This is a genomic window from Nocardia wallacei, assembly GCF_029869545.1.
GTDB classification, from domain to species: domain Bacteria; phylum Actinomycetota; class Actinomycetes; order Mycobacteriales; family Mycobacteriaceae; genus Nocardia; species Nocardia wallacei_A.
Map to the genome: position 1 here is coordinate 1 of NZ_JARWQD010000167.1, position 3,983 is coordinate 3,983.

General features: G+C 66.4%; 6 protein-coding genes. 2 read left to right on the forward strand and 4 right to left on the reverse strand.

Annotated features, from left to right (window positions below; genetic code table 11):
* Positions 1-146: 146 nt before the first annotated feature.
* The 4 genes from QH290_RS13850 to QH290_RS13865 all read right to left on the reverse strand — a co-directional run bounded on the left by QH290_RS13850 (position 147) and on the right by QH290_RS13865 (position 1,696).
* Positions 147-557 carry a hypothetical protein gene (locus tag QH290_RS13850; RefSeq protein WP_280383183.1) on the reverse strand — a complete coding sequence of 137 codons (411 nt, stop codon included), beginning with the start codon at positions 555-557 and terminating at the stop codon, positions 147-149.
* 163 nt (positions 558-720) lie between these two features.
* Positions 721-1,083 (reverse strand): hypothetical protein, encoded by a 363-nt coding sequence (locus QH290_RS13855; protein ID WP_280383185.1) that lies wholly within the window; start codon positions 1,081-1,083, stop codon positions 721-723.
* Between the two features lie 62 nt (positions 1,084-1,145).
* Complete coding sequence (locus tag QH290_RS13860) at positions 1,146-1,334, reverse strand: hypothetical protein (protein ID WP_280383187.1); 189 nt, start codon at positions 1,332-1,334, stop codon at positions 1,146-1,148.
* A 122-nt stretch (positions 1,335-1,456) separates the two neighbouring features.
* Positions 1,457-1,696 carry a hypothetical protein gene (locus QH290_RS13865; RefSeq protein ID WP_280383189.1) on the reverse strand — a complete coding sequence of 80 codons (240 nt, stop codon included), beginning with the start codon at positions 1,694-1,696 and terminating at the stop codon, positions 1,457-1,459.
* A gap of 1,007 nt (positions 1,697-2,703) precedes the next feature.
* Between QH290_RS13865 and QH290_RS13870 the strand changes: the two genes are divergently transcribed.
* Both QH290_RS13870 and QH290_RS13875 read left to right on the forward strand, forming a co-directional pair.
* Positions 2,704-3,525, forward strand: coding sequence for a hypothetical protein (locus QH290_RS13870; RefSeq protein WP_280383191.1), 822 nt, complete (start codon positions 2,704-2,706; stop codon positions 3,523-3,525).
* 70 nt (positions 3,526-3,595) lie between these two features.
* The gene (locus QH290_RS13875) at positions 3,596-3,796 is read left to right on the forward strand and encodes a hypothetical protein (RefSeq protein ID WP_280383193.1); all 201 of its coding nucleotides are present in this window, start codon (positions 3,596-3,598) and stop codon (positions 3,794-3,796) included.
* Positions 3,797-3,983 lie beyond the last annotated feature (187 nt).

Here is a 3,983-nt window from a genome sequence, read left to right on the forward strand (position 1 = left end):
GTGTTTGTGTGGTGTTTTGTTGGGTGTTGGTCCGCTCCTGGGGGGGGGGCGGGGGGGGGGGGGCGTTCCCCCCCCCCCCCCCCCCCCCGGCTCATTGGGGATGGCCCTGTATCAGCGACGCAGGGCGCGTTTGTGGCTCGCTGGTATCAGAACGGCGGGAAGTCGGACAGGTCCGGCTCGTCTGGGTTGAACAGCGCGGTGATGTGGGTGTCACCGGCTTCGAACCGCTGCCGTAGCGTCGCGAGCGCGTCGTGAGTGTGCTGTTCCAGCTGGGACCGCTCGAACAGCGGTCGCTGCTTCTGGTCGATGGGTATGTCGATGATTGGCGTGTCGGAGGTGAATGACTCCTCGTTGCCGCGAAGGTCGACGGTGGTCAGCCAGGCCCGATAGCCCTTGCCGGGGTAGCGGCGGCAGACGAGGCGGGCGGTGCGCTGCCAGCCGTCCTCGTCCGGTGTTCCGACAGGCCAGCTGGCCGTCATGGATAGGTGATCGGCGTTGCGGTGGGTCGGCTCGGCCAGGGGGCCGGGCAGCTGGGTGTCGTCGGTGTCGTCACTCAATGGTGTGAGCCTTTCCGTGTTCGCGCTCCCGTGTCGGGGGCGTGGGTTCGGGGTGTCGAACAGGGAGCGCGCCGGGTGGTTATGGCCCGTCCGGTGCGCTCCTGTCGAAGGGTTCTTCACTTGGTTGGATGTTGGGGCTTGTGTGCTGTTCTCCTTTCGTCGGTTATTGCGGTGCGAGGGTCACGAAGGTTGCGACGACCTCGCTTGTTATCCCGTCGTCCATATGGACGTGGAGGGTTTCGGTGGGCTTGTTGAAATGCCGGAAGATTCGGTGTCCTTCGAGTACCGTTCCCGTGCCGTGGTGCCAGATGATGCGCGCCCCGATCGGATAGCGGTTTTTCAGGTCTTCTACTCTGTTGACGGCCTCGGGGTTTCCGAACTCGTCACCGAGTGCCCCCGTGGTCATCAGGTCGACGTATTCACGGGCGGTTGATTCGGTCATCATCTGGTCGAACCAGACCCGTTCGCCGTCCCTCGCGGTGTAGCGGATATCCCACTCTTTCGCCGCTTCGACGTCTTCGCTCATTATGTTGTCGTTCTCCTTGTTGTTTCTGATCGCCGGAAGTAGTGCCGGTGGGTTGTTCCGGCCTATTTCTTCGGGACCAGGGTGGAGTTGTGGGCGACCTTCTTGCCGTACGCCGTCCACCGGGTGCCGTCGGAGGCCTTTTCGAGGGTGAAGGAGATCTTGCCGTAGAATTTGGTGCCGAGGTGGGACGTCGATTTCTCGTCGACGATGCGGTATTCTTCGCCGCGTACGGTGACGGTGTCGCCAATCATTCTTCGGTTTCCTATCTCCGCTGTGAGAGTTCCGGTGCTTCCGGAATCCTGTCGCGGTGTTCTCGTGCGGGTTGCATGCCCGGCCGGGGCGCTGGGGCGCCCGGCCGGGCTCGTGGCTGGTGTTACGTAGGGTGTGCGTCTGCGGCGTCTTGCGCTGCGGGGACGCTGTCGGCGTTTCCGCCGGTGATGTGGTTGCCTGTGGGGGTGTTCCAGATCGTCCAGTGAAATTTGCCGAATACCTCGGGCGTCGCGTTCTTGGTGATGGTGGCGTAGTGGGGGCCGTAGTCCTTTACTAGCCGGATACCGTCGAACGGGTCACGCTCGTATTTCCAGCCGTTCACGTCGTAGCGTTCTGCGACCATTGCCGCTCCCTATCGGGTTGTGGTCCGGCGCTTACTGCCGGGCCGGTTTCGTTTCCGCTACGGGTGAATTCCGGGTCACGCTGTGGAGTTTTCAATGTCCTTCGGGGAGTGGTCTGGTTTCCCTTTCCGCTTCCCTCTTTCTATCTATAATATTACACACCTTACACATCTTGCACAATCGTGGGGCTGGTGATTGATATCACCGAGTTTCTCGTTGTTTCTGCTGGTCAACCGGCGCTTTTGGGTTACCTTTGGCGCGGCGCTGCCTCCGCGGCGAGCGGCGGGGTGTGGGGCGGCGCCCCGCACGCGACCAGCGGGAGCGCGGGGGCCGGGGGCGCGGGGGGGGTTGTGGGGGGGGTGGGGGGTCGGGCGGTTGGGGGGGGGGGGGTGGGGGGCGGCGCCCCGCCCGCCCCGCGGGGGCGCCCGCGGCGGGCGGCCGCGGGGGTCTTCTTCGGTGGTGTGGGCTGACGGCAGTTGCCGAGGGGTGGTGTCGGCGGGTTCCTTCGGTCGGCCTGGAGGCGCGCTCGCGCGGCGGGTGCCGGTGTGCCAGGTGGAGCGCCCGGCCCGGAGCGCAGCGGAGGGGTGGCCGAACGACCTGGCGGGCCGGTGCCCGGGGTGCGATCGTGATGGAGGGCCGGGCGAAGGGAGCCGTCGACACCGGTGGGCCCGCACCACCGCGCGGGCCTGCGGCCCGCGGGCTTTCCGGCTGACCGGTCGCAGGCCGTGATGTCGGGGTGTCAGCGTCACCACCTCCGGCGCAATGACGCTGGGAGGTGATTGTGCGGGAGCTGCGGAGGCCGGGCAGGCACTGTGTCGCGGTAGCTCTGATTCGTTTCCGGGCCTGGTCCGACTGGGTGGGCTTGGTTTGACCCGCCCGCCAGTGCGTCATGTGTGTAATATTTGAAACTATCCGTTGTTGTCGGGCGGGCGGGTGGCCGATCGGTGCGGTGGGTTGCGGGTCGGGCATTGTTCTCGGTTGTGCTGAATGATCCGGTGGGCGGTCGCGGATGCCGCGTCAGGTGTGTAAGGAAACTAAGGTGGCGGGCATGCGAGTGATCGATTTCGACCGCTTCCGGAAGCATTTGGCTGATGAGCTGAAGCTGGTGGGCGGGGACGATCAGGAGGAAGAGGGCGGCGAGGTCACGGTGGTGACCTGGTGGGAGAGGCCGGTTGGTGTGCTGGTGCGGCCGGACCTGTGGGCTGAGGCGCAGCACGAGAAGCCGGTCGAGAGCCTGCTGGTGCAGCGGTTCGGTATGCGGGAAGCTCGGCAGCGGTTGACGGAGATGCGGGAGGTTGCGGGGCGGGGCAAGCACACGATCGTGACCGTGAACCGTCGGGATCGTGCGGTGTATACGCCGTTCGCTTGGGCCGATGAGGTGTTCGGCCGTATGGGTTTGTTCGATCTGTCGGTGGCGGGCGAATCGCAGGTCGTCGAGGACGACGGTGCGGCAGTGGCGGGGCCGGAGTGCGTGTTGATGTTGTTTCGCCGCGCGGTCACGGTGGCGGAGTTGCTGGCGGAGTACGCGGGGAGCGCGGATCCGGTGTTGGAGATGGATCGGCGGCTGGTGGTGGGGCCTGGGCGGATCTCGGCGGGTCGGCGGCGCCGGCTGCGGGGTGTCGTCTATGTCGAGGATGGCGTGGTGGCGCGGGTGCGGGCGGTGGATCCGGACGGGGAGTGGGTGAATCTCCCGGATCGGGTGAGTTTGGCTCCGGTGTCGGCTCCGTTGTCGGCGGCGGAGATCGATGAGTGGCTGCCGACGCTGCGGATGTATCCGGGGGATGAGAAGCAGCCGCGGCAGGGTGCGCCGCGCGAGTATGTGGACCTGTGACGGCTCGTGCTCGGGTATGGCAGCGGGGGGAGTTGGGCAGTCGGAACGATTTCGGAAATGAGGTGCCGTGATGGCTGTTGATGTGTCGGAGATCGAGCGTGAGGCCGCTCGGATATTGGTGTCGCTGAACCCGTTGTCGGTGGCGGTTCTGGCGGCGGGGGGGGCGGGCCTGGCGACCGCCGGCCCCGGCACCCGCGGCGGTGCCGTGCCCGGGGGCTGGCAGTGGCTACGTCCGCGCTACGACTTCGACGGCACTCGCCTGGATCCGTAGCGTCCCGCGAGCGCGCGAGGAGTGCGCTTGCGTCGGGTGCAGGTGGCGGCGGCCGACGCGCTGACCCCCGCATCCTGCAGCACCGACGGCAACCACCCCATCACCACGAACGCCACCAGCGCCTGCAGCCCGAAAAACACTGCGAGACCGACGGTTCGGGTGTTCCGCAAGATCGTGACCGGGTTCG